General features: G+C 61.7%; 21 protein-coding genes and 1 pseudogene. 6 read left to right on the top strand and 16 right to left on the bottom strand.

Features of this window, described 5'->3' with window-relative positions:
• Window positions 1-68 precede the first annotated feature (68 nt).
• From AC2LD7_RS14495 to AC2LD7_RS14460, 8 genes are all read right to left on the bottom strand, one after another.
• A complete protein-coding gene (locus AC2LD7_RS14495; protein WP_484598437.1) occupies window positions 69-998 on the bottom strand; it encodes a 2-hydroxyacid dehydrogenase in 930 nt (309 codons plus the stop codon).
• Between the two features lie 80 nt (window positions 999-1078).
• On the bottom strand, window positions 1079-1825 hold the full coding sequence (locus AC2LD7_RS14490) for a class II aldolase/adducin family protein (protein WP_484598436.1): 747 nt from the start codon (window positions 1823-1825) through the stop codon (window positions 1079-1081).
• A gap of 60 nt (window positions 1826-1885) precedes the next feature.
• Entirely contained in the window at window positions 1886-3565 is a 1680-nt protein-coding gene (locus tag AC2LD7_RS14485; RefSeq protein ID WP_484598435.1) for a long-chain fatty acid--CoA ligase, read from the bottom strand.
• A gap of 166 nt (window positions 3566-3731) precedes the next feature.
• On the bottom strand, window positions 3732-4514 hold the full coding sequence (surE, locus tag AC2LD7_RS14480; RefSeq protein WP_484598434.1) for a 5'/3'-nucleotidase SurE: 783 nt from the start codon (window positions 4512-4514) through the stop codon (window positions 3732-3734).
• Complete coding sequence (locus tag AC2LD7_RS14475; protein WP_484598433.1) at window positions 4511-5584, bottom strand: phosphotransferase; 1074 nt, start codon at window positions 5582-5584, stop codon at window positions 4511-4513. Before AC2LD7_RS14475 ends, surE begins: the two co-directional genes overlap by 4 nt.
• A gap of 10 nt (window positions 5585-5594) precedes the next feature.
• On the bottom strand, window positions 5595-6362 hold the full coding sequence (locus AC2LD7_RS14470; protein WP_484598432.1) for an SDR family NAD(P)-dependent oxidoreductase: 768 nt from the start codon (window positions 6360-6362) through the stop codon (window positions 5595-5597).
• A gap of 38 nt (window positions 6363-6400) precedes the next feature.
• Window positions 6401-7612 carry an acyl-CoA dehydrogenase family protein gene (locus tag AC2LD7_RS14465; protein WP_484598431.1) on the bottom strand — a complete coding sequence of 404 codons (1212 nt, stop codon included), beginning with the start codon at window positions 7610-7612 and terminating at the stop codon, window positions 6401-6403.
• Window positions 7605-8120, bottom strand: coding sequence for a PaaI family thioesterase (locus tag AC2LD7_RS14460; RefSeq protein ID WP_484598430.1), 516 nt, complete (start codon window positions 8118-8120; stop codon window positions 7605-7607). Before AC2LD7_RS14460 ends, AC2LD7_RS14465 begins: the two co-directional genes overlap by 8 nt.
• Before the next feature lie 425 nt (window positions 8121-8545).
• Here AC2LD7_RS14460 and dctP point away from each other — a divergent pair, with 425 nt between their 5' ends.
• From dctP to AC2LD7_RS14445, 3 genes are all read left to right on the top strand, one after another.
• Window positions 8546-9580, top strand: coding sequence for a TRAP transporter substrate-binding protein DctP (dctP, locus tag AC2LD7_RS14455; RefSeq protein ID WP_484598429.1), 1035 nt, complete (start codon window positions 8546-8548; stop codon window positions 9578-9580).
• A gap of 82 nt (window positions 9581-9662) precedes the next feature.
• Entirely contained in the window at window positions 9663-10202 is a 540-nt protein-coding gene (locus AC2LD7_RS14450; protein WP_484598428.1) for a TRAP transporter small permease subunit, read from the top strand.
• A complete protein-coding gene (locus AC2LD7_RS14445; protein WP_484598427.1) occupies window positions 10199-11509 on the top strand; it encodes a TRAP transporter large permease in 1311 nt (436 codons plus the stop codon). The genes AC2LD7_RS14450 and AC2LD7_RS14445 overlap by 4 nt, the downstream gene beginning before the upstream one ends.
• Window positions 11510-11567: 58 nt before the next feature.
• Here AC2LD7_RS14445 and AC2LD7_RS14440 read toward each other — a convergent pair whose 3' ends face one another.
• The 8 genes from AC2LD7_RS14440 to AC2LD7_RS14405 form a co-directional block, all read right to left on the bottom strand.
• Window positions 11568-12863 carry a flavohemoglobin expression-modulating QEGLA motif protein gene (locus AC2LD7_RS14440; protein ID WP_484598426.1) on the bottom strand — a complete coding sequence of 432 codons (1296 nt, stop codon included), beginning with the start codon at window positions 12861-12863 and terminating at the stop codon, window positions 11568-11570.
• 322 nt (window positions 12864-13185) lie between these two features.
• Window positions 13186-14688 carry a lysine--tRNA ligase gene (gene lysS, locus AC2LD7_RS14435; protein ID WP_484598425.1) on the bottom strand — a complete coding sequence of 501 codons (1503 nt, stop codon included), beginning with the start codon at window positions 14686-14688 and terminating at the stop codon, window positions 13186-13188.
• 189 nt (window positions 14689-14877) lie between these two features.
• Window positions 14878-15973, bottom strand: a protein-coding gene (gene prfB / locus AC2LD7_RS14430; protein WP_484598424.1) for a peptide chain release factor 2 whose coding sequence is annotated in 2 segments (ribosomal slippage) — window positions 14878-15900 and window positions 15902-15973 — 1095 coding nt in all. Because the reading frame shifts where the segments join, the coding sequence is not laid out codon by codon here.
• A 159-nt stretch (window positions 15974-16132) separates the two neighbouring features.
• Window positions 16133-16897 (bottom strand): tellurite resistance TerB family protein, encoded by a 765-nt coding sequence (locus AC2LD7_RS14425; RefSeq protein ID WP_484598423.1) that lies wholly within the window; start codon window positions 16895-16897, stop codon window positions 16133-16135.
• Between the two features lie 34 nt (window positions 16898-16931).
• A complete protein-coding gene (locus AC2LD7_RS14420) occupies window positions 16932-18041 on the bottom strand; it encodes an NADH:flavin oxidoreductase/NADH oxidase (RefSeq protein ID WP_484598422.1) in 1110 nt (369 codons plus the stop codon).
• 825 nt (window positions 18042-18866) lie between these two features.
• Window positions 18867-20963, bottom strand: coding sequence for a molybdopterin oxidoreductase family protein (locus AC2LD7_RS14415; RefSeq protein ID WP_484598421.1), 2097 nt, complete (start codon window positions 20961-20963; stop codon window positions 18867-18869).
• A 161-nt stretch (window positions 20964-21124) separates the two neighbouring features.
• Entirely contained in the window at window positions 21125-22840 is a 1716-nt protein-coding gene (gene recJ, locus AC2LD7_RS14410) for a single-stranded-DNA-specific exonuclease RecJ (protein ID WP_484598420.1), read from the bottom strand.
• Window positions 22841-22873: 33 nt separating this feature from the next.
• A complete protein-coding gene (locus AC2LD7_RS14405) occupies window positions 22874-23401 on the bottom strand; it encodes a winged helix DNA-binding protein (RefSeq protein WP_484598480.1) in 528 nt (175 codons plus the stop codon).
• A gap of 201 nt (window positions 23402-23602) precedes the next feature.
• On the opposite strand from AC2LD7_RS14405, the gene AC2LD7_RS14400 reads away from it, so the two are divergent.
• From AC2LD7_RS14400 to AC2LD7_RS14390, 3 genes and pseudogenes are all read left to right on the top strand, one after another.
• Entirely contained in the window at window positions 23603-24352 is a 750-nt protein-coding gene (locus AC2LD7_RS14400) for a 5-oxoprolinase subunit PxpA (RefSeq protein ID WP_484598419.1), read from the top strand.
• Window positions 24349-25053, top strand: coding sequence for a 5-oxoprolinase subunit PxpB (gene pxpB / locus AC2LD7_RS14395; RefSeq protein WP_484598418.1), 705 nt, complete (start codon window positions 24349-24351; stop codon window positions 25051-25053). Before AC2LD7_RS14400 ends, pxpB begins: the two co-directional genes overlap by 4 nt.
• Window positions 25050-25484, top strand: a pseudogene (locus AC2LD7_RS14390) (5-oxoprolinase subunit C family protein); the annotation flags it as partial. The gene pxpB and the pseudogene AC2LD7_RS14390, both read left to right, overlap by 4 nt.
• Window positions 25485-25536 lie beyond the last annotated feature (52 nt).

Here is a 25536-nt window from a genome sequence, read left to right as displayed (position 1 = left end):
TGAGCCGGCAGACAATCCGCTTTCGCCGCGGGGCGCGCCTCCCACCGAAGCGGCCCGTGCCACTCGGCTCAGTAGCCGCGCTGGATGTCGATGACGCCACTGATGGCTTGCCCCTGCTCCAGCGCCGCGATCTTGCCGGCGATCTGAGCAATGGTCGCTTCGCGCAGGGTGCGTGCCGATACGTGCGGCGTAATGGTCACCTGCGGCATGCTCCAGAACGGATGCGTCGTCGGCAGCGGCTCCTCGCGGAACACGTCGAGCACGGCGCGGGCCACGCGGCCTTCTTCGATGGCGCGGCAGAGATCCTGATCCACCAGATGCTCGCCGCGACCGACGTTGATCACCACCGCATCGGGCCTGAGCTTCGCCAGCAGCGGATAATCGATCAGATCGCGGGTACTGTCGGTCAGCGGCAGCGTATTGATCAGCACGCGGATTTCACCGAGAAAGCCGTCCAATTCGGCGGCGCCGGCGAAGCTGCGCACGCCCTCGATGTCGTACTTGGAGCGCGCCCAGCCGCATACGGGATAGTCCAGCCCGGCGAGGGTGCGGGCTACGCGCTGGCCGATATGACCGAGCCCGAGCACGCCAACCGGCCACTCGCTGCGTTCGATCGGTCGGCGCAGTTTCCACTGCCCTGCGGCCTGCTGCTGGCGGTAGGCATCCATGTCACGGGTAATGCCAATCAGGTGATAGGCAACGTATTCGGCCATCTGCACCGCCATGCCGGCGTCTTCCAGGCGCACCACCGGAATGTCGCGCGGCAAGTTCGGCACTCGTACCAGCGCGTCCACGCCAGCGCCCAGGTTGAAGACGGCCTTGAGCTGTGGCTCCTTATCGAACAGCGCCGCCGGCGGATGCCAGACGATGGCGTAGTCCGCGCCGTAGCTCGGGCTGTCTGGATGCCAAACCTGAATCTCTGCGTCTGGAATGTGTTGTTGAATCAGGTTGGTCCAGCGCTCGGGCTTGGGGTCGGCGGCAACGAAGAGGATTTTCATGGGCGCTCTGCTTTTGTTCTGTTCGAAAGGATGCCCGCCTGCGTTGACTGGCAGACGGGCCATGACGCCAGCCGAGGCGTTTATATTGCGTAGACGTGGCCGTTGGCTTCCAGCAGGCGCAACAGCGCTGGCCAAGTCAGCTTGGCGGCTTTGCCCAGTTCGGCCGATTGCTGGCGGGTGGTCTCGATGGCGGCGTCGGACGGCAGGTGGGTCGGGCCGCAGGACTGGGCACGCACCTGGATCTCGCACGCCTTCATCAGGAAATAGAGGTAGGTGAAGGCTTCGGCGACGGTGCTGCCCGCGGTGAGCACGCCGTGGTTGCGCAAAATCATTATCTGCTTGTCGCCGAGGTCGCGGATCAGTCGTTCACGTTCGCTCAGGTCCAGCGCCACGCCTTCATAGTCGTGGTAACAGAGATGATCGAGGCAAAGCATCGCGGTCTGGCTCAGCGGCAACAGGCCATCGCGGTGCGCCGAGACCGCCGTGCCGTCGGCGGCATGCAGGTGCATGACCGCGCCGGCATCCTCACGGCCCATGTGAATGGCGCTGTGAATGGTGAAACCGGCCGGGTTGACCCGGTGCAGGCTGCCGCTCTGGACGATCTGCCCCTCCTGGTCGACCTTCACCAGCGACGAGGCGGTGATTTCCTGAAACAGCAGGCCGTACGGATTGATCAGAAAATGGTGTTCGGGCCCCGGCACACGTGCAGACAGATGAGTGAAGACGAGATCGTCCCAGCCGAAGTGCGCCACCAGTCGATAGGCCGCGGCGAGGTCCTTGCGAACCTGCCATTCCGCATCCCGATTCGTCGAAGTTGAAGCTTGCATAAGGTCTTCTCCATTGGTTTCGAAGGCGCCAGACAGTGACCCGCAGCCGGGACCGTGCCGTCAGGCCTCCTGCGCACTGGCGTGTTTACGGTTTTCTTCTTCCTGCAAGGCACGCCACATCAGCTTGCCGGTGGACGAACGCGGCAGCGATGCGACGAACTCGACGTACACCGGCGCCTTGTAGGCCGCCATCTCCGCCTTGCACCAGTCGATGACGTCCTGCTCGCTGACCTGGCCGGCCTGACCCGCGCGCAACACCACGCAAGCCTTGACCGTCTCACCACGCTTTGGATCTGGGCGCGAGATGACGCAGCATTCCTGGATCGCCGGATGGCGGTACATCAGGCTTTCCACTTCAGATGGCCACACCTTGAAGCCCGACGCGTTGATCATGCGTTTGACCCGATCGACGAGAAAGAAATAGCCCTCCTCATCGTAGTAACCCATGTCCCCGGTGCGGAAGAAACGTTTGCCGTCCAGTTCGATAAAGGCACGTTCGGTCTCTTCCGGTCGGTTCCAGTAGCCGACGAAGAGCTGCGGCCCATGGCTGATAATTTCACCCACTTCGTTGGGGCCGAGCTCGGCCTGGGTGTTCAGGTCGATGATGCGGCTGTCGACGTCGAATACCGGAATGCCGAGGCACTGCGCCTTGGGTTTCGCCACCGGATTGATATGAGTGGCGGCGATGGTTTCGGACAGCCCGTAGCCCTCGACATAGCGCAGGCCGGTGAGCCGATGCAGCTTCTCTTCGACCGCCTTGGGCATCGCCGCCCCGCCGCCACCGACGCTGACCAAGCTGGACAGGTTGTAGCTTTCAACGTCCGGATCGGAGAGGAAATCGATGGCCATCGTGGCGATATTGACCCAGCCGGTCACCTGGTGGCGCTCGATCAACTGAGCCGCCACCTTGCGGTCCCAGCGGGTCATGATGACGGAGACGCAGCCGTTGTAGATCGGGCCGCTCATGGCGCCTTGCATGCCGGTCACGTGAAAAAACGGCAGCGTCGCGAGAATCACCGATTCGCTGGTGGTATTGGTCCAGATCCCGCGATGAACAATTGTCGCCATGGCCGAGCGATGGGTGTGCATGCAGCCCTTGGGCGCGCCGGTGGTGCCGGAGCTGTAGGGAAATACACAGAGATCGTCCGGGCCGGCCGTATGCGGGCCGGGCGTATGGCCTGCGCTCACTGCCTCACTCCAGCCGATGCCGCCGGCGAAATCCGGCGTCGTCGCGGCGGCCTGCACTTCGGCCGGCAGCGCCAGATCAGTGGGCTGGCGAACGTAGTCCGAATAGGCCGCGACGATCACCTGGCGCAGCTGCGCGGCGCCAACCAGCGGTGCGATGAAACCGGTCAATTCCTGGCCGCAAATGCACACCGCCGCGCCGGTATCGTGCAGGTAGTGTTCCAGTTCGGCGCTGTGGTTCATCGGGTTGACCGGTATCACCACCGCGTCCGCGCGCAGGATCGCGTAGTAAGCAATGGTGAACTGCGGTGAATTCTGCATGTACAGCAGGACACGATCACCCTTGGTGACGCCCAAATGCTGCAGGTAGCCAGCCAGCGCTTCAACTTCACGCAACAGCTCGGCGTAGCTGATCAGGGTGTCGTAATAGACGATGGCCGTCTTGTTCGGGAAGCGCCGAGCGGAAATCTCTAGATTGGCGAACAGGCTGGTTTCCGGCACCGTCAGGTGTTTGGGCAGATCTTCGGGCCAGACCGCATGATGACGAGTGAACATTACAAAGCTCCTGAATCGCTATTAAAGGGCCGTTGAAAAAACGTAGGCGAGGCAGGCAAGACAAGGCAAAAACAGTCGAAGAAGCGGAGTTTAGGTGTTCTACATGAGCATTCTGAGACTGTTTTTAACGCAGTATTGCCAACGCAGGTAGTTTTTCAGCGGCCTGCTAAAGGGCCAGTTCGGCCATGGCCCACTCTTCGCCCCACTCGAGCCAGCCCCGGGTGTCGCGCAAAGGTGTGATGGCGATGCGTTTCTCGCGCAGCGCGGTGACGTCCGCCTCAGGCGCGACGATGTGCGCCGAGGAATGCTCGAAACCGAGCCACCAGTACGGCAGACCGCGACCGTCCCGGCCGGCCTGCAGGCGCGGCTTGGTAATTGAGCCGCGCGACTGCTGGGTCATTCGCAGATGGCTGACCGCGTCGGCCGAGCAGGCGGGGAAGTTCACGTTCCAGCAACAGCCGCCGTCTTCGCGACGTGCCCAGAGCGCGCGGATCGTGGTTTCAGCATAGGTTTCGACACAGGACCAGTCGATCGTCGCGCGATCGAGAAAGGCCTGACTCAGACCGATGGCCGGCAATCCCAATAGATCGGCGCTGAGTACCGCGCCGATGGTTCCCGAGTAAGGAACCGAGTCGCCGATATTGGCCCCGCTGTTGACGCCTGAGAGCACCAGATCGGGCGGCGATTCCTGCAGCCACTCGGCCATGGCGAACATCACGCAGTCGGACGGCGTACCGGAGACGGCGAAGCGCCGCTCACCGTGGCGATACACCCGTAGCGGCGAATGCACGGAAATGCCCTGGCCGGTGCCGCTCTGGTCGTGCTCGGGCGCCACCACCCAGACCTCTTCGGCCAGTTGCGCGGCGATCCGCTCGAGCAATGCCAGCCCCGGCGCGGCGATGCCGTCGTCGTTGGTCAGCAGGACGCGGCGCAGCAATGGTCCGCTCATTTCAGTTCTCCCCTGCCGCCGCTTTGCGCGATGCGCCAGCCGGCGTCAGCGAGCTGGCCGGCGCGCTGGCCAACCTGTAGCGCATCGGCATTGCTGGCATTGCCCTGCAGTGCCCGTGCATAGACGCCCTGCACAATCGCCGCGAGACGGAACAGTGAAAACGCCACGAAGACATGCCAATCCGCCACTTCGGCGCGGCCACTTTGCCGGCAATAACGCTCCAGAATTTGCTGCTCGGAGGGAATGCCCTGCGCCTGCAGATCGATGCCGATCAGCCCGCGCAAGCCATCTACCCCGGCCGGAAGGTGATACGGCAAACAGAAGTAAGCGAGATCCGCCAAGGGATGGCCGAGGGTGGACAGTTCCCAATCGAGAATCGCCGCCACCCTCGCCTGTCCCGGCTCGAAGATCAGATTGCCGAGCCGGAAGTCGCCGTGAGCGATCGAACATTCATCGCGCTCAGGCACCTGCTCCGGCAGCCACTGCATCAGCCGCTCCATTGCCGGCATGTCGCCGGTTCGGGACGCCTGGTACTGGCCCGACCAGCGCTTTACCTGGCGGGCGAAATAGCCCCGGGCCTTACCGAAATCGCCAAGCCCAACCGCCTCGACATCGACTCGATGCAAGTCAGCCAGGGTGTCGATGGCTGCCAAGTGGATCGCTTGACGATCCTGGACCGCCAGCTCGTTCAGCGCCGGATGACTGAAGATTCGCCCCTCGATGTGATCCATCAAGTAGAAGGCCGTGCCGATGATGCTTTCGTCCTCGCACAGCAGATGAACACGCGGCACCGGCACACCGGTGTGTTCGGACAGCGCGCGAATCACCTTGTATTCGCGTTCGACCATGTGCGCCGAAGGCAGCACCTTGCCCGGCGGTTTCTTGCGCAGCACATAGCGACGCCCCGCTGTTTCCAGCAGGTAGGTGGGGTTGGACTGGCCGCCCTGGAATTGCTTGATAATCAGATCGTCATCACCCAACTGCGGCAGATGCAGGCGCAGGTAACGCGTCAGAGCGGCCTCATCGAAACGATGCGCCGGGAGGACGTCGATCAACTCAGGTTCATTCATCAACGGTCCCTCAGCATGCGGTTTCGCCGCCATCGGCGACGATCACTTGCCCAGTGATATAGGCACTGGCCGGCGCCGCCAGAAAGACTGCGAGCCCGGCGATATCCACCGGCTCGCCGATACGGCGCAGCGGCGTTTTCTCGGCGGCACGCCGAACCCGCTCCGGATCGTCGATCAGCGCCTTGGCGAAATCGGTGCGCACCAGCCCCGGCGCGATGGCGTTCACGCGGATGCCTTTCGGCCCCCACTCCGCCGCCAGATTACGCGCCAGCGCCGCTTCGGCCGCCTTGGACACGCCATAGGTGCCGATCACCGTGTTGCCGCGCAGCCCGGCGATGCTGGACAGCATGATCACCGCCCCTTCGCCACGTTCGGCCATCTGCGGCAGGACCATGTTGGACAGCCAAAAGGTGCCCTTGACGTTGGTGTCCATGATCTTGTCCCAAGCGTCATCGGTCAGCTCGCTGGTCGGACCGTAAACGGGGTTAGTGGCCGCGTTGCAGACCAGCACGTCGATACGTCCCCAGGTTTGCAACGTGGTGTCGACCAGACGCTGCAGGTCTTCCTTGCGGCCCACGTGGCAAGGCACCGCAATGGCCTCGAAACCGGCGGCATTGAGCTCGGCGGCCACGGTTTCACAGGCATCGGCCTTACGGCTGGAGATGACGACCCGCGCGCCGCACTTGGCCATTTCCTCGGCGATGGAACGGCCGATGCCGCGGGTGGAACCGGTGATCAGCGCCACCTTTCCGGATAGGTCGAATAACGGATTGGTCATGTGACTGCATCCTTCTTGTTGTTGGTTTTGTCGGAAGCTCAGCGCTTTTTGGAATAGTTCTGCAGTTCCAGCTTGGCGATGGTGTCGAGATGCACCTCGTCCGGGCCGTCGGCCAGCCGCAGGGTCCTTTGATGAGCCCAGGCCGCCGCCAAAAAGCTGTCCTGGCAGACGCCTTTGGCGCCATGAACCTGAATGGCGCGATCCAATACCCGCAGCGCCATGCTCGGTGCGGCCGCCTTGATCATGGCGATTTCCTGCCGCGCCACCTTGTTGCCGACGGTGTCCATCATGCGCGCCGCTTTCAGCGTCAACAGGCGGGTCTGTTCAATCTCGATGCGTGAACGGGCGATGTCCTTGCGGATCGAGTCGAAATCGGCCAGCGGCTTGCCGAACGCCACGCGGGAATGGACGCGCTCACACATCGCCTGTAGCGCCCGCTCGGCCACACCGATGGTGCGCATGCAATGGTGGATGCGGCCTGGGCCGAGACGACCCTGGGCGATTTCGAAACCACGGCCCTCACCGAGCAGGATGTTGCTGGCCGGGACGCGAACATTGTTGTAGTGGATCTCGGCGTGGCCATGGGGCGCGTGGTCGTAGCCGAACACGTGAAGCGCCCGGGTGATTTCCACGCCGGGCGTGTCCAGCGGCACGAGGATCATCGACTGCTGCCGGTGGCGCTCCGCGGCCGGATCGGTCTTGCCCATGACGATGGCGATCTTGCAGGTGGTCGCCATCGCGCCGGACGACCACCACTTGTGCCCATTGATTACGTATTCGTCGCCTTCGCGGCGGATCTCGCAGGCAATGTTGGTGGCATCGGAAGAAGCCACGTCGGGCTCGGTCATGGAGAAGCACGAACGTATCTCCCCATTGAGCAAAGGTTTCAGCCACTGTTCTTGCTGTTCCGGCGTGCCATAGCGCGTCAGCACCTCCATGTTTCCGGTGTCCGGCGCCGAGCAGTTGAAGATTTCAGCGGCGCCATGCGAGCGGCCCATGATTTCGCACAGGTGGGCGTATTCGAAGTTGGTCAGCCCTGCGCCGAACTCACTCTCGGGAAGGAACAGATTCCACAACCCCTGCGCCCTCGCCTTGGCTTTGAGCTCTTCGAGGATCGGCGGCGGTGCCCAGCGATTTTCAGCGGTGGCGGTCTGCTCGTGGAAAAGATGCTCGTTGGGATAGACATGCTCCTCCATGAATGCCGTGAGCTGTTCATGGAGCTGTAGCGCTTTACCGGTCAGTTCATACATCGCCGTTTTCCTTCTTGTTGTTGTGCTGCGCCAGGGAAGTCAGCGGAACGCCTTCTGGGTGTTCGCTGCCTGAGCGCAGGCGGAAGGTCGCTTCACCGATCGCCAGAAGACGATCGTCCTGGTCGCGAATCTCGCCAGAGCTGTTGAATATTCGACTGCCTCCGGCGCGCCGTTTGCCGATGGCACGGATAACACCGCTCGAGCATTGCCCGGTGAACGTGGTGTTCAGTACCAGCGTGATGGCTTTGCGCACCCGCCCCGGATAGGGACAGTAGGTACCCGCCTCGGCCAGTACCACATCGAGCAGCGCAGTCAGTACGCCGCCGTGGAGCACGCCAGCCATGTTCAGGTGGCAGGCCTGCACGTCCAGTTCGATCACCGCCTCACCTTCCGACCAGGAAACCTGACGATAGCCAAGCACCTGATGAAAGCCCGGCAGGTCCTTACCTCCACTGATCGGCAGGTTGTTTGTCGGGGTACCGCTCGTAAGCGGATCCAGGCTCTTCATTGCGCAGAATTCGAGCGAGGCGCCAAGGTGAGCACCCACTCCATCCCGATGGTTGTGACGTCGAGCCGCATAGCGTGTCCTCTGGATTGTTTTTTATGACGAGTCCGCTTCCTTTTGAAGCTGGCATGACTGAAACGATGCGTCAATTCGAAATCCAGTTCCATCAGGCAGAATTATGATGACCCACAAACAGAACCGTCTAAGATCAATATCGAAATGCCATAGCGTTAAATGAACCAGACGGTTCGACATATCGTGAAAGACGAAAGGGATGTAGATAGCGTTCTGCTAGTGGTTGAAAATGCCGCTCGCTGTGTTAGCTTTCGGATAACTTTGCAAAAATCAGTTCTGCTGTGCGAAACAAAGAACGATCTAAGTGCTAGAACAATGGCCTCAGCCAGACAATTACAACAAGAGGACGCGTTATGAAATCGATGCTCAAGAAGCTACTCGTTCCGGCCAGCCTGGTGGCCCTGGCGGTCTCTGCGGTTCTACCGCAAATGGCCGCCGCGCAAGAAGTCACCAAGTGGCGTGTTCAATCCCACTGGCCGAGCGCCAGTAGTTCTTACAACGACAGCCTTGTACGTCTGAAGGATCAGATAGAAAAACGCACCGAAGGACGGCTGCAATTGCAATTGTTCGAGTCCGGTGCACTGTTCAAGCCACAGGAGACCTTCAATGCGGTCAGCCGCGGCATCATCCAGATGGGCACCATCTCTCCCGGCTACGCCCAGGACAAGATGACCCTTGCCGGTATCGCCTCTGGTCTGCCGTTCGCCTTTCAGAATGTCTGGGAAGCCGCCTACTTCCATAAGCACATGGGCTTCGAGGACATGCTCCGCGAAGAAGCTGCGAAGAGCGGCGTGTATTGGTCCACCGACAAGGTCTATCCGACCGAAATGGTGGTGAAGAACCCGATCAATAGCTGGGAAGACTTCACCAAGCTGAAGATCCGCTCATCCGGCGCGTTGCAAAAGTTTCTCGACGAAGCCGGCGCCTCGACTGCCTATCTTCCCGGCAGCGAACTCTACCCGGCACTCGACACGGGCGTGGTCGACGGCGCTCATTGGGGCGCAGTGCAAGGCGCGGCGAGCATGAGCCTCTATGAGGTTGCGAAACAGCATGTCAGACCAGCACTCAACATTGCCGGCACCGATGTGATCATCATCAGCCAGAAGGCCTTGGACAAGCTGTCCGAACGCGATCAGGAAATCGTCAAACAAATCCTCGACGAGCAGTTCTGGTACCGCACCAATGAGTATCTGTATCAGGAGCAGATCGCTCTGCGCAAAGCCATGAAGGAACAAGGCGTTCAGGTCAACACGTTGCCTGACGATGTGCAGAAGCGTCTGCGAGAAGTGGCGCAGAAAACCTGGGAAGAAGAAGGCAAGCGCAGCGACAAGGCCGCCGAAGCGCTGCAGAAGCTCAAGTCCTTCCTCGGTGAGCTCGGCTACCTCTAACCCCCTCGCTTGTTCATCTCGCCCGGCGCGGCCATTCGCGCCGGGCGAATGATTCGCTCATTCCTTGCTCGTGGGGCTCGTCATGCGCCTGATCCATGCCTACATCAATGGCATCACCCGGCTCAACGAATTCATCGGCCGCTGGGTGGCCTACCTGATCTTTATCATCTTCGGATTACTGCTGTTCGAAGTGTTCATGCGCTATTTGTTCTCGAATCCCACCTCCTGGACCAATGAATTCGGGCAGATGCTGTTCGGTGCTTATGTGGTGCTGTCCGGCGGCTACGTGATGGCGCATCGCGACCATGTCAACGTGGATCTGTTGTATGCGTCGTTCGGCCCGCGCACTCGGGCCTGGATCGACATCTTTACCTCGAGCATGTTTTTTCTGTTCATGGCCGCACTGCTGTATTTCGGCAGCTCCATGGCCTGGGAATCGATCCAGAGCCTGGAGACCTCCTACTCGGCCTGGAACCCGCCAATCTGGCCGATCAAGGCGATGATTCCGCTCGGCAGCTTGCTGCTGTTGCTGCAGGGTATCGCCAAGCTGTTGCAAGACATTCTCGTCGCACTGGGCCGTGAGTCGGCCGGCGGCACCAAGCACGCGGAGGATGCGCAATGAGCATCGAAGTCACCACGCTGCTGTTCTTCCTGACCCTGGTATTTTTCCTGGTGCTCGGTCTGCCGCTGGCCTTTGTGCTGGGCGGCGTTTCGGTGGTGTTTCTTTATTTCACTTGGGGCGTGGATGCCTTCTACATGGTCGCCTCGCAGATGTGGGGCACTATGGAAAGCTTCACCCTGGTGGCCATTCCGCTGTTCGTGTTCATGGCCATGCTGCTCGAACGAACAGGCGTAGCACGCGATCTCTACCGCATGATGCATCTGTGGTGCGGAGGGATGCGCGGCGGACTGGCGATCGGCACGCTGGGCATTTGCGCGGTGTTCGGCGCCATGGTCGGCATCAGCGGCGCAGCGGTGGTCGCGATGGGTACCATCGCGTTGCCAGCGATGCTCGAACGCGGTTACGACAAGCGTATGGTGCTGGGCTGCATCAACACCGGCGGCGGCTGGGGCATTTTGATTCCGCCGAGCATCATGATGATTCTCTACGCGATGATCAGCGGCCAATCGGTCGGCAAGATGTTCGCCGCAGGCGTTCTGCCGGGGCTGTTGCTGGTCACGCTGACGGTCACTTACGTGTTGGTACGCAGCTACCTGCAGCCGCACCTGGCACCGGCATTGCCGAAGGAAGAACGCGGCACCTGGCCGGAGAAATTCAGGGCAGTGCGCGCCGTGCTGCTGCCGATCGGCATCGTGGTGATGGTCCTCGGCTCGATCATCGGTGGCCTGACAACGCCGACCGAGGCTGCCGCCATGGGCGTGTTCGGCGCGCTGATTTCCGCCGCCGTGTACCGCAAGCTGAACTGGCCGATCCTGCAGGAAGCGGCGATTCGCACCTTCAAGCTCACCGGCATGATCGCCTGGATCCTGTTCGCGGCCCACGCGTTCAGCTCGGCGTACCAGGGCATGGGCGCACAGTCGCTGATCGAAGGGCTGATGATGGATCTACCGGGCGGCCGCTGGGCGATCGTCATCTTCATGATGGCCATCGTGTTCGTCATGGGCATGCTGCTCGATCCGGTCGGCATCATGCTGATCACCTTGCCGGTGTTCCTGCCGATCATCGCCTCGCTGGGCTTCGATCCGATCTGGTTCGGCGTGCTGTTCGTAATCAACATGGAAATCGGCTACATGACGCCGCCCTTCGGGTTCAACCTGTTCTACCTCAAAGGCATCGTCCCGCCCGGCATTACCATGAAGGACATTTACTGGTCGGTCATCCCCTTCGTGATCGTCAATATCATTGGCATGGGCATCATCATGCTCTTTCCGGAGATCGCGACCTATTTGCCGAACACGCTGTTCTGATGCCGCAGCTGTAACGAAAAAGCCGGAGCAGATGCTCCGGCTTTTTTGTGCGTGTCGATCAGATGATATTGGCGTAATCCGCTTCGATCCGATCAAGACTCAGGTGGTTGAGGAAGTTGGAAAAGCACATCCAGGCCGAAAGCGCGTTCAGGTCCTGAAATTGCTGCGGCAGGTACTTGGGCGGCACGACCATGCCCTCCTCCACCAACTGGCGTAGCGTACGCATATCTTCCAGCGTGGTTTTGCCGCAGAACAGCAGCGGGATCTGTTCCAGCTTGCCCTTGCGCACCGCCAGTTGGATGTAGTTGTAGATCATGATGAAGCCCTTCAGATAGGACAGGTCCTTGGTGAAGGGCAGGCCATCGGGCGTCGAACCGCGGAAGACCCGACTGGCATTTCCGTAGCTGTCGTCGTTGGAATAGCCCTGCTCGCGAAAGAAGCCGAACACATCGAGAAAATCGGCGCCCTCCTCTGCCATGTGAATGGCGCGGGTGCGGTTGGTCAGCTTGCGCAAGCGGGTCGGGTACGAGGCGAAGGCAATCACTTCCATCAGAATCGCCAACCCTTCCTGGGTCACTGTGGACGACGGTGGCCCCTTGGCCAAGAAGGTGCAGATTGGCTGATTCTGGCCGTTGAGCGTTGTGCCTACATGCACCAGGCCTTCGTGGACCTCCAGCGCCCGCACGTCGCGTTCGTTGAACATCGCATCGCTGCGGATCTTGATGTAGTCGGCACCGGCGGCCGCATCGGCGAGAATGCCGTCGGACTCGAAGACACGGATAACGCCTTCGCCTTCGCCAAATACCAGGTCGAGTCGCTTCTGCAGCATGTCCACCGCTTGCGGCGCACTGAGGGTTTTGGCTTCGTCTTTGAGATCGCCACGGTCGGCGATGTTGTTGAGGTAATCGGAGAGCATCAAGCCGAGGTCGGCGAGCGTAGGATCGCCAGCATGGAAAGCATCCGAGGCGGCGCCGTAGAGCTCCTGCGAGATCAGCCCGAAATCCGCGGTGCCGCGTGCCTCGAGCATGCGGATCACCATGCGGTATTCCTTGCACATGCGCCGCATGATCTGCCCGACCGGGTTGAACTGGCCCAGCTGACGGGTGATGTCACGCTCGATGTTCTGGAATTCTTCTTTCTTGGCGCTGGAATCGAACGCCAGCGGCCGACCTTCGTAATAGGCGCGATCGACCTTCGGAAGCTCACGCCCCCCAGCAGCGAAAAAGCCCTGACGGACATTGTCGTCCCACTTCACCGCATCGAGCACCCGCACCGGGGTTTGTGCCTCCACGATGCGGTCGGACAGGCCGCGCACCGTGAGTTGGTATTCATCCAGGTTGTTACGGCTGTTCATCCGTACCTCGTCAGTGATGATCCCGAGCCTTCAACTTATACACCAGCGGACCTTCGCGATCCGTGCCCGGTTCGCGAACCGGGCCGATGCAAGCCGGTAGCGGACTCGCATCGTTGGGCGCTGAATCGCAGGGTTACACCCGCTTTACGGGTAGGCAATCCTTCGCGTTCAGCTTGCACCACCGAATCCCCGCGATCCGCGCACGGGCCCGACGTAGAGCAGTTGCAACCCGCCGGCGGCATTCGGCGGGTTTCACCCGCCCTATCTGCAAGCGCTTTGGCGCCGATGCCTTACTCGACTGCGACCGAGAATGATCCGACCGTTAAACCTCGGGACGCATATGCGGGAACAGGATCACGTCGCGGATCGATGGTGAATTGGTCAGCAGCATCACCAAGCGGTCGATACCAATGCCCTCGCCGGCCGTCGGCGGCATGCCGTATTCCAGCGCTCGGACGAAGTCGGCGTCGAAGTGCATGGCTTCGTCGTCGCCGGCATCCTTGTCGCGAACCTGCGCATGGAAGCGTTCGGCCTGATCCTCAGCGTCGTTAAGCTCTGAATACGCATTGGCGATCTCGCGACCACCGATGAACAGCTCGAAGCGGTCGGTGACACTCGGATCGTCGTTGCTGCGACGCGCCAGCGGCGAGACTTCGAACGGATAGCGAGTGATGAAGTGTGGCTGCTCTAGCTTGTGCTCGACCAGTTCCTCGAAAATCATCACCTGCAGCTTGCCCAGGCCTTCGAAGCCGAGCACCTTGGCGCCGGCCTTTTTAGCGATGGCGCGCGCGGTGTCGACGTTCTGCAGATCGGCGGCGCTGATGTCCGGGTTGTATTTCAGGATCGAATCGAACACCGAAAGCCGCACAAACGGCTCGCCGAAGTGGAACAGCTTGTCGCCGTAAGGGACGTCGGTGGTGCCGAGGACCAACTGCGCCAGCTCGCGGAACAGCTCCTCGGTCAGGTCCATGTTGTCTTCGTAATCGGCGTAGGCCTGGTAGAACTCGAGCATGGTGAACTCGGGGTTGTGCCGGGTCGAAACGCCTTCGTTACGGAAGTTGCGGTTGATCTCGAAGACCTTTTCGAAGCCGCCGACTACCAGACGCTTGAGGTACAGCTCCGGCGCGATGCGCAGGAACATCGGCAGGTCCAGTGCATTGTGGTGAGTCTCGAACGGCTTGGCCGCCGCACCGCCCGGAATGGTCTGCAGCATCGGCGTCTCGACTTCGAGGAAGTCGCGCTCGTTGAGGAACTTGCGGATGTGCCCGATTACCTGCGAACGCACCCGGAAGGTGTGGCGGGTTTCCTCGTTGACGATCAGGTCGACGTAGCGCTGACGGTAGCGCTGCTCGGTGTCGGTCAGGCCGTGGTGCTTGTCCGGCAGCGGCCGCAGCGACTTGGTCAGCAAGCGAACATCGGTCATCTCGACATACAGGTCGCCCTTGCCCGAACGCGCCAAGGTGCCTTCGGCCGCGATGATGTCGCCCAGGTCCCAGTGCTTGATGGCTTCCAGCGTCTCGGCCGGGAGCGTCTTGCGATTGACGTAGACCTGGATACGTCCGGTCATGTCCTGCAGCACCATGAAGGCGCCGCGGTTGAGCATGATGCGACCGGCCACCTTCACCGGGATTGCCGCTTCTGCCAGCTCTTCCTTGGTCTTGTCCGCGTATTTCAGCTGCAGGTCGTTGCAATAGCTGTCGCGACGGAAGTCATTGGGGAAGACGTCGCCCTTGGCGCGCTCGGCGGCAAGCTTTTCCTTGCGCTGAAGGATCAGGCTGTTTTCTTCCTCTTGGATGGCGTGCTGGTTCAGCGGTTGTTCGCTCATGGTCACTTATTCCGTCGCGTGGGTCGTCTCGACCCATGAATTGGCTAGCTGTTGTCTGATGGCCGTGCAGGCTGGAACTGATTTGGAACGGTTTTCAGTAGGGTGGGCTTCAGCCCACCAACGCCCGAGCCATGTTCTGGTGGGCTGAAGCCCACCCTACCGTCATTTCGCGCTCATGCACGACGTGGCTTACAGGCCCTGTTTCAAGCTGGCTTCGAGGTACTCGTCAATATCCCCATCAAGCACCTTGTCGCAGTCGCTGCGCTCGACGCTCGTCCGCAGGTCTTTGATACGCGACTGATCAAGCACGTAGGAGCGGATCTGGTGGCCCCAACCGATATCCGACTTGGTGTCTTCCAGCGCTTGGGACGCCGCGTTGCGCTTCTGCACTTCCTGCTCGTACAACCTGGCCCGCAGCATTTTCATGGCGGTGTCCTTGTTGGCGTGCTGGGAGCGCTCGTTCTGGCAGCTCACCACGGTGTTGGTCGGCACGTGGGTGATACGTACGGCCGAGTCAGTGGTGTTGACGTGCTGACCACCGGCACCGGAGGAGCGATAGGTGTCGATGCGCAGGTCCGCCGGGTTGATCTCGATCTCGATGTTGTCATCGATTTCCGGCGAAACGAACACCGCCGTGAACGAGGTATGCCGGCGGTTCCCGGAGTCGAACGGGCTCTTGCGCACCAGGCGGTGCACGCCAATCTCGGTGCGCAGCCAGCCGAACGCGTATTCGCCCTTGATGTGCAGGGTGGCGCCTTTGATGCCGGCCACTTCGCCTTCGGACAACTCCATGATGGTCGCGTCGAATCCGTGCTTGTCGGCCCAGCGCAGGTACATGCGTAGCAGCATGTTGGCCCAATCCTGGGCTTCAGTGCCGCCGGAGCCGGCCTGGATGTCGAGGTAGGCGTTGTTAGGGTCCATCTCGCCGCTGAACATGCGGCGGAACTCCAGCCCTTCGAGGATGCCGCGCAGACGGTTCAGCTCGGCGGCTACGTCATCCACGGCGCTCTGATCGTCTTCTTCGACGGCCATGTCGAGCAGGTCGCGGGAGTCAGCCAGGCTGGAGGTGAGATCGTCGATGGTTTCGACGATCAATGCCAGGGTGGCACGCTCACGGCCCAGATTCTGTGCGTACTCAGGGTTGTTCCAGACGTTGGGGTCTTCGAGTTCGCGGTTTACTTCGACGAGACGATCATGCTTTTGATCGTAGTCAAAGATACCCCCGAATCGACAGGGTACGTTCGGACAGGTCCTTGATGCTGTTGAGGATCGGGTTGATTTCCATAGGTAGGCAGCTCTCAATCGGACGTTGCGAAAAGCCGGCGATTATAGCGCAGCAGGCCGCGACTGACAGCCCACGCGAGACCACCGGTGCGGCCAATGTCAAGCAAAGTCGAACGGGGCGGAAATAGCCAAGGCAGCGCTCGGGCCGCACCGACAGATATCAGGCGGAGACGCCGCGCACTTGACTCTCCAGTTCGGCCTTCAACTGGGCGTCGAGCTTGAGTTGCCGGGCCAGCTCATCCAGATAGGCGCGCTCCATGAAGTGTTCTTCGTCGACCATCAGCACGCTGGCCAAATACATTTCTGCCGCCATCTCCGGCGTCGTGGCGGCAGCAGCAACTTCCACCGGATCCAACGGTTTGTTCAGCTCCGCTTCCAGCCAGCGTTTCAACTCTGGATCATCGGTCAGTTGCGCCAACTCGGCCTCGATCATCTTGCGTTCCTGATCGTCGACATGACCGTCCGATTTGGCCGCGGCGACCAGCGCCTTGAGAATGCCGCGACTGTGCTCTTCGACCTGATCTGGAGGCAGCCGATCAACTGTTTTCGGTTCGACCTGCGTCGCGTTCGCCTGCGCCGTACCGCCCTGCTGTGCCTGCTGCGCCTGCCAATTACCGTAGGCCTTGTAAGCCAGCATGCCCAGCGCGGCCAATCCTCCATAAGTCACCGCCTTGCCGCCCAGGCGACGCCCGCCTTTGCTGCCCAGCAACATGCCGAGCGCGCCGGTCGCCAGCGCGCCACGCCCGATGCCGCCGCCTCCGCTGCCGCCTAGAATTCCCCCGAGCGGGCCACCCACTCCCGAAAGAATGTCACCGAGCGAACCGCCGCCTTGAGGTTTTGCCGTGCGCGAAACCGATCCCTGCTGCTTCTGCAACAGGTCCTGTCCGGATTTAAGCAACTGGTCGAGCAAACCGCTGGTTTTCATAAGCTGTCTCCTGCAAGGAATGGATGGAGTGGGTTCAGTCGAGCGAGTCGGGAATCTGCCGAATCGGTGTATTTCGATGAGCGGCGCGTAGGTATTGCGCAGGCCATGGCACGGCGTTGTCACGCAGATCTTCGGCGGCATGCAGCGGCCAGTAGGGATCGCGCAGCAGCTCGCGGGCCAACAGGATCAGATCGGCTTGCCCGGTGCGCAGGATGTGCTCCGCCTGAACCGCCTCGGTGATCATCCCGACGGTACCGGTGGCGATACCCGCCTCGCGCCGGACCTGTTCGGCGAACTGGGTCTGATAGCCCGGTCCCACCGGGATCTCGGCATTGGCGGCCGTACCGCCAGACGACACGTCGATCAGATCGACCCCAAGGGTTTTCAGCCGCCGCGCCAGCTCGACGGTTTCTTCGGCATTCCAGCCGTCGTGTACCCAGTCGGTTGCGGACAGACGCACAAACAGCGGCAACTCGTCCGGCCATACGGCTCTCACCGCCTGAGTCACTTCCAGCAGCAGTCGAATGCGGTTGTCGAAGGAGCCGCCGTAGCCATCCTGACGCTGGTTTGAAAGCGGCGAGAGGAATTGATGCAGCAGATAGCCGTGCGCAGCGTGTACCTCTGCGATCTTGAAGCCCGCCGCCAATGCTCGTTCGGCGGCGCGCACGAAGGCCTGAATGACGTCATAGATTCCCGCTTCGTCCAGCGCGGTGGGCACGGCATGCTCCGGGTCGAAGGCAATGGTCGACGGGCCGACCGGCGTCCAGCCACCGGCCGCGATGGGTACGCTGCCGTGCCGTCCCAGCCAGGGTTGCCAGGTGCTCGCCTTGCGGCCGGCATGGGCCAACTGGATGCCGGCGACCGAGCCCTGGGCTTCGATGAAGCGTGTAATGCGCCGCAAAGGCTCAACATGCTCATCGGTCCAGATACCCAGATCTTCCGGTGAAATCCGGCCGTTGGCCGACACAGCCGTCGCCTCGACGATCACCAGCCCCGCCCCACCCACGGCGCGGCTGCCCAAGTGCACCAGATGCCAGTCGTTGGCCATGCCGGCTTTAGCCGAGTACTGGCACATGGGGGAGACGGCGATCCGGTTGGGCAGGGTTAGCTGGCGTAGAGTGAACGGCTGGAAGAGCTGTGTCATGAAAACCTCGACTGCGTGGGATGCGTTTATGGACATCCATCAGTACAGACTGTTTCGACGAGTTTGCCCGGTCGAGGCGGCGCTGGGTGGCGAATCAGTGACGAGGTGTTGCAGGGTCGCGGAGCTCGGTCTTGCTGGCCTGGTATCGAGGGGAAAGGCCAACAGCTGCGTTTTCAAATGCATCTGAGTCGTGCCGCCCCCTCACCCCAGCCCTCTCCCTCAGGGAGAGGGGGCTTGTTCCGTGCTGGTTGTAACTCACTGCGCTGATATACCGGGCAAGGCATAAATGGCGTTTCTCGCACCGCTTCTGCGTGAACAGAGGAGGTTCGCTTGCTCCGCGAAGAGAATGACTGTTGGTGTTGATAGGCACATAGGAGCACTTTCACGGTGAAAAAAATCTCAACGGCATTGCCACATTTGGTCCAGTCCCCCTGAGGGAAAGGGCTAGGGTGGGGGGAATCCGTTAGTTATGTACCGACGCAGCGGGCATGTTCGCCAACGCAGCGGCCATTCTCGTGTTTTCAAAAATCCAAGCCGCCTTCATCAAGCCGCACGGACCGCTGGTTGGCCATCTTTGAGAATCACCAAGGCACGGCTTATGTCCGCGGGCCTCTCCCAACCTAACCAAACCCATGCGCAGCCGACCATCTGAACAACCCCGACGACCGAGCGCCAAACTCGGTCCAGTCCCCTCTCCCAGAGGGAGAGGGCTAGGGTGAGGGGGCGGCCTTTAATTCCGTACCAACGCAGCGGCCATCCCCGTCCACGCTTCAAAAATCAAGCCGCCACCAAAGCGCCAACCGCCCTCGCCCGCTCCTCGAAAAACTAAGCCGCCTCCACCTGAACCGGCACACCGTTGAGCGCGGCATTACCTGACAGGGCATCGAGCTGTCGCTCATCGGTCAGGTCGTTGGCACTGGCGCCCGGTTGGCTGCTGGCAATGGCCATCTGCACGCCGGGGCGCGCGTGCCCCCAGCCGTGCGGCAGGCTGACCACGCCAGGCATCATCTCGTCGCTGGCGGCGACCTCCACTTCGATCATCCCGACCCGCGAGCGAACCCGCACGCGCTGACCGTCGAGCAAACCAAGCCGACTCAAATCCGCTGGGTTCATCAGCAGCTGATGACGCGGTTTGCCTTTCACCAGGCGATGGTAGTTGTGCATCCAGGAGTTATTACTGCGCACATGGCGGCGACCGATCAACATCAGCTGATCCGCTTGCGGCCTGGGCGCCGAAGCGAAGCGCTGCACATCATTGAGAAACAGCTCCGGTGCCGCCTGGATACGCTGATTGGCTGTCTTCAGACGACCGGCGAGGTTCGGCTTGAGCGCACCGAGATCAAGGCCATGCGGGTGATTCCGAAGCCTGGAGAGGCTCAATTCGAAATCGCTTTTGTCACCGTACGGCCCGGCGCGCAGGCCCAAGTCGATCATCTGCTCGGGTGCGGTGGTCGGTTTGAGATCGCCACCGGTACGCGCCGAGAAAGCCTTGGCCAGCCCGACGAAGATTTCCCAGTCGTGCAATGCGCCGGCCGGCTTGGCCAGCACGGCCTCGTTGAAGCGGGTAACGTTGCGCACCGCGAACAGATTGAAAGTCGTGTCGTAATGATCGTGCTCCAGCGGCGCCGTCGGCGGCAGGATCAGGTCGGCGTAGCGAGTGGTTTCGTTGATATAGAAATCCACGCTGAGCATGAACTCCAGCCCGTCGAGCGCCTGCTCCAGCTGACGACCGTTGGGTGTGGAAAGCGCCGGATTACCCGCCACCGTGATCAGCGCGCGGACCTGCCCTTCCCCCTCGGTGAGCATCTCTTCGGCCAGCGCCGACACCGGCAACTCGCCGCCGTATTCCGGCAGGCCTGAAACCCGGCTCTGCCAGCGATCGAAGTGCCCTCCCGAGGTGTTGGCTACCAAGTCCACGGCGGGCTCGGTGCAGAGCGCGCCACCCACTCGATCCAGGTTGCCGGTCACCAAGTTGATTGACTGCACAAGCCATTGGCACAGCGTACCGAACGCCTGGGTCGACACACCCATGCGGCCGTAGCAGACCGCTTTGTCCGCCGCGGCGAAATCGCGCGCCAGCTGGCGGATCTGCTCGGCCGGCACGCCGCAGCGCGGGCTCATCGCCTCGGCCGTGAACGGCGCCACGGCGGCACGCAGTTCGTCGAGGCCATCCACCGGAAGATGACTGGTGCGGGTCAGATTCTCGTCGAACAGGGTGCTGAGCAGACCGAAGAGCAGTGCGGCGTCTTCGCCAGGGCGGACGAACAGGTGTTGATCGGCGATGGCAGCTGTTTCGCTACGGCGCGGGTCGACCACCACCAGCTTGCCGCCGCGCGCCTTCAACGCTTTGAGGCGCTTTTCCACATCCGGAACAGTCATGATGCTGCCGTTGGAGGCCAGTGGGTTGCCGCCGAGAATCAACATGAAATCGGTGTGATCGATATCAGGAATCGGGATCAGCAGGCCGTGGCCGTACATCATCAGGCTGGTCAGATGATGCGGCAGCTGATCGACAGAGGTCGCAGAAAAGCGGTTGCGGGTTTTCAGCTGACCGAGGAAGTAGTTGCTGTGGGTCATCAACCCATAGTTATGCACGCTGGGGTTGCCCTGATAAACCGCCACCGCGTTATTGCCATGGCGCTCGCGGATGTCAGCAAGACGCTCGGCCACCAGCGCGAAGGCTTCGTCCCACCCGATGGCCTGCCATTCGTCGCCGACGCGGCGCATGGGGTGGCGCAGGCGGTCCGGGTCGTTCTGGATATCCTGCAGGGCGACGGCTTTAGGGCAGATGTGACCGCGACTGAAACTGTCCTGCGGATCGCCCTTGATCGAAACGATTTGCTCATCGCGGGTTTCGATGGTCAAGCCACAAATGGCCTCACACAGGTGGCACGCACGGTGGTGCCGGGTCGTTTCGTTCATCGCAGGCTCCGGAGATTGTTCTTGTAGTCCGAACACTCTAGGCGCGCTGCAGGTGGTCAACAATCAATCAAACCGTGGCAAATGGCGCTTGATTCAGCAAGCCGATCATCAGGATCTGTTGCCGTTTCGTTCGCGACCGCGCCGGAGCCCAAACGACCGGATCACCGCGCCGCGATATGCGCCACTAGCAGCTGCACGCTTTCGCGACCACGGAATTCATTGACGTCCAACTTGTAGGCCAGATCCGCCCAGCGCACGGAGGGATTGGGCCAGATTTCGCGATCGATATTGAAGGCAATGCCGTCGAGGGTCAGGGAGCCGCATTCGCTCTTGAGCACCATTTTCAGGTGTTTTTCACCGACCAGACGCTGCTGCACCAACTGGAACACGCCATGGAACACCGGCTCGGGAAAATGCTGCCCCCAGGGCCCGGCATTGCGCAGCGCCTTGGCCAGTTCGAGATGAAACTCTTCGATGCTCAGTTGCCCGTCGGTAAGCAAGCGTCCCGTCAGATCGTCCTCGCATAGCTGCCGGCGCACCTCGGCATCGAAAGCTGCGGCGAATGCGCCGAAGTTCGCTTCCGGTAGCGACAGGCCGGCCGCCATGGCGTGGCCCCCGAACTTGCTGATCAGGCCGGGATGGCGCGCCGCCACTGCATCTAGGGCATCGCGGATATGAAAGCCCGGAACCGAGCGCGCGGAGCCTTTGAGCAAACCATCGCCTGCGTCAGCGAACGCGATGGTTGGGCGGTGATAGCGCTCCTTCAGTCGTGAAGCGAGGATGCCGATGACGCCCTGATGCCAGTCCGGCTCGAACAGGCACAGGCCGAATGGCATGTCTTCCAGCGGTAAATCCTTGAGCTGCGCCAACGCCTCGCGCTGCATGCCTTGCTCGATGCCCTTGCGATCCTGATTGAGCTGATCGAGCTGTACGGCCATGTCGCGCGCCAGCGCTTCGTCTTCGCAGAGCAGGCACTCGATGCCCAGCGCCATGTCGTCCAGGCGTCCCGCCGCGTTCAATCGTGGGCCAAGGATGAAGCCGAGGTCGGTAGAGGTGATGCGTCGATGATCGCGCCCAGCGACTTCGAGAATTGCCCGCAGTCCCGGTCGCGCCCTACCCGCGCGAATCCGCGCAAGACCTTGATGCACGAGGATGCGGTTGTTGGCATCCAGAGGCACCACATCGGCGACGCTGCCCAGCGCCACCAGATCGAGCAGCTCGGCCAGGTTCGGTTCGGCCCAACTCATGCGGGCGAACCAACCCGCCTCGCGCAAACGCGCCCGCAAGGCCAGCAATACATAGAAAATAACCCCGACCCCGGCAATGCATTTGCTGGGGAAGGCGCACTCAGGCTGGTTGGGATTGACGATGGCATCGGCGGCCGGTAGCTCGTGCCCCGGCAGATGGTGGTCGGTTACCAGCACCTTTAGGCCGGCGGCCTTCGCGGCGGCGACGCCATCGACGCTGGATATCCCGTTATCCACGGTCACCAGTAAATCCGGCTGTCGTTCAAGCGCGACGGCGACGATTTCCGGCGTCAGGCCGTAGCCATATTCGAAGCGATTCGGCACCAGATAATCGACATGCGCCGCGCCGAGCTGACGCAAGCCCAGCACGCCGACGGTGCTGGCGGTCGCACCGTCGGCATCGAAATCGCCGACGAAGAGGATGCGCTGACGCTTCTCCAGCGCCGCGACCAGCAGCTCAACCGCACCATCGATGCCCTTGAGCTGAGCGTAAGGAATCAGCCGAGCAAGCCCCTTGTCCAGTTCTGCCACCGATTGCACGCCACGCGCGGCGTAGAGGCGCGTCAGCAGCGGCGGCAAGTCGCCCAAATCGGGCAACAGTTCGGGTAGTGGACGGGGTTCGATGCGCATCTATGGCTTATCCGGCGTGAAGCGTGAAGTCGATCAGAGTGAGGTCGCGGCGCGCGCCGCCTGATCGTAAAGACCTGACATGGCACGTAGCATCCCGGCGAGACGGTGTATCTCCTCGGGATCGATGTTGAGGTTTTCGAAGGAAGCGATCAGGCATTCGCGACGGATGTCGGCGTACTCCTGGCACAGCTCACGCCCCTTGTCAGTGGTGCGATAGAACATCTCCTTGCCCTGTTTCTCGCCCTCGACCAGTCCGAGCTTACTGAGTTTCTTCAGCGCGTAGGTCACGGTGTGAGTGTCTTCGATGTTCAGCACCAGGCAGATGTCCGCCTGTCGCTTGGCGCGACCACGGCTGGTCAAGTTGTGCAGCACCATCACGTCCAGCGCATTCATTTCCACCGCGCCGGAGGCCTTCATGCAGCGCTCCATCCAGCGCATCAGCGCGGCGCTGGCAATGATGATGCCGTACTCGAGCTCGGACAATTCCTGCGACTGCTCGGCGAGATGCGCCGACGCCACGATGGGCGATCGCAACGGACGGGGGGATTTGGCGTCAACCATCTTGTGGACCATGAACTGAGGGGCGGCGGCGAGACTGGCGCCCTGGTGAATCGGGTCCGCAAGCATACAGCAATGTGCTTCGGAGAGACTGACGGGCCGCACTCGATAAATATTTATTGATAAATCATCGATAATTTATCATCGTAGTACACAGCTCTCGTTCCGACGTACCGGGACCTGTCAGACGCCAGAGAGGACCACATGAAACCCTTGCTCCTGAATTGCGATATCGGTGAAAGCTTCGGCGCCTGGACCATGGGCATGGACGCCGAGGTCATGCCCTTCATCGATTGCGCCAACGTCGCTTGTGGCTTTCATGCCTCGGACCCGCAGATCATGCGCCGTACGGTGGCGCTGGCGAAGCAGCACGACGTGCAGATCGGCGCACACCCGGCGTATCCCGATCTGGTCGGTTTCGGCCGTCGCTCCATGGCCTGCAGCCCGAAGGAGGTGGAGAACATGCTGCTCTACCAAATCGGCGCGCTGGACGGTATCTGCCGCGCCGAGGGCACTCAGGTTCGTTACGTCAAACCGCATGGCGCGCTGTACAACGACATGATGCGTCAGCCGGAACTGCTGCGCGCCGTGATGACTGCAATCGTCGCCTACGCTCCATCGCTGCCGTTGATGCTGATGTCCACCCGCGATAACAGCGCCAGCCAGGCCATGGCTGACGAGTTCGGCGTGACACTGTGGTTCGAGGTCTTCGCCGATCGCGCCTATGACGCCGCCGGAATGCTGGTCTCGCGCGCCCTGCCCGGCGCCGTCCATAAGGATGCCGATACGGTCGCTGCACAGGCCATGAGCCTGGCCAAGGGCGAAGCCCTGACTGCCAGCGACGGCAGCGCGCTAACCCTGCGCGCCGATACGCTCTGCGTGCACGGCGACAATGCGGGCTCGATCGCCGCGGTGCAGCGCATTCGCCAAGCACTGCAGGGCCTGGCGGAATGAACCCGCGAATCGAAGTCGTCAGCATCGATAGCCTGATGCTGCGCCTGTTTGACGAAATCGACGAAGCTCATATGCCCTGGCTGCTAGCGGCTGCCAGACGTCTACGCGAGGCCTTCGGTCCGGCCCTGATCGACTTGGTGTCCTCCTACACCACGCTGCTGGTGCACTACGACCTGGCACAGCTGGACGACCGCCAAGCCCGCGCATGTATCGCCGAGGCGATGTCCCAACTGCAGCCTGAGGTCAGCAGCGAGGCACGCGAGTTGCAGATCCCGGTGTGGTACGACCCGTCCGTCGGACCGGAACTCGAAGCCCTTGGCCAGCGCAGCGGCCTCGGCGTCGCCGGTGTGGTCGAGCGGCACAGTGTGCGCACTTATCACGTGTTCGCCCTGGGTTTCGCGCCGGGTTTCGCCTTCATGGGACTGGTCGATGAGATCCTCGCCAGCCCTCGTCTACAGACACCACGCAAGCAGGTACCGGCTGGAAGTCTGGGCATAGCCGACCGCCAGACGGCTATCTATCCGCTGGCATCGCCCGGCGGCTGGAACCTTATCGGCCGCAGCCCGACGCGGCTGTTCGACCGCGACCTGGACGGTTACAGCATCTGGCAGCCCGGTGATCGGGTGCGCTTCCAACCCATCGAACGCGCCGAATTCATCCGCCTCGGCGGTGACGACAGCCCATTCGAGGTGACCCCATGAGTCTGCTGATCGAACGCAGCGGTGCGCTCGCCAGCCTCCAGGACGGCGGCCGTTTCGGCGTCCGTCACTTGGGTGTAACGCAGGGCGGCGCGGCGGACTGGGTGTCTCAGGCATGGGCCAACTGGTTGCTGGGTAATTCATTGCAGGCTGCCACGGTGGAAATCACGCTGGGAAATCTCGTCCTGCTTGCCGAAGCCGGCGGCTGCCTCGCCCTGTGCGGTGCTGATCTCGGTGCCTCACTCGACGATCAGCCCATCGCGCCAGGACGCAGCTTCAGCATCCGAAAGGGCCAGCGTCTTTCTTTTGGCCAGCCTCGTCAGGGCGTGCGCGCCTATCTTGGCGCTCCTGGTGGTTTCGCCGCGCCGCAGCTGATGGGCAGCTGCGCCACTGTACGTCGCGAGGCGCTCGGCGGTTTGCATGGTGACGGGCAACTGAACCGCCCCGCATTCTCCGGAGGCTCTTTGGTGTGAGTCATGCCGCTTG

The organism is Stutzerimonas sp. (assembly GCF_982611455.1).
The sequence above is the reverse complement of the archived record's forward strand: the minus strand, read 5'-3'. Positions and strand labels throughout refer to the sequence as shown.